Origin of the sequence: Micromonospora sp. LOL_013, assembly GCF_048060315.1 — a bacterium.
Taxonomy (GTDB): Bacteria; Actinomycetota; Actinomycetes; order Mycobacteriales; family Micromonosporaceae; genus Micromonospora_E.
The window spans coordinates 1-365 of sequence record NZ_JBHMIQ010000123.1; the positions used below are offsets into that span (position 1 = coordinate 1).

Annotated in this window: 1 pseudogene; it reads right to left on the bottom strand. The window is 71.2% G+C overall.

The window, feature by feature from the left end:
• Positions 1 to 268: pseudogene (locus tag ACFHWS_RS28605) on the bottom strand (4-hydroxy-2-oxovalerate aldolase); the annotation flags it as partial.
• Between the last annotated feature and the right edge of the window lie 97 nt (positions 269 to 365).

Sequence of the window (365 nt, forward strand, 5' to 3'; positions counted from 1 at the left end):
TCCCGATGCCGGGCAGCAGCAGCGTCGTCAACGTCGCCCGGCTGATCGACTCGGCGGCGGCGGTGATCCAGTCGGCGTCCGACGCGGCACCGTGGCCGTAGGTGACGGACGAGCCGGCCAGGCCGTCGCCGTGGGCGACCTCGATCGCGTCGACCCCTGCGGCGTCCAATGCGGCGGCGATCACCCGGACCTCGTCGACGGTGTAGCGGTGCCTGATGGCGTGCATGCCGTCGCGCAACGTGACGTCCTGCACGTACAGGCGGGTCATGACCGTGCCTCCGCTCGGACAGCGACCAGGCGTTCCGCGGTGCGAAGCGCCGCCGAGGTCATGATGTCGAGGTTGCCGGCGTACGCGGGCAGGTAGT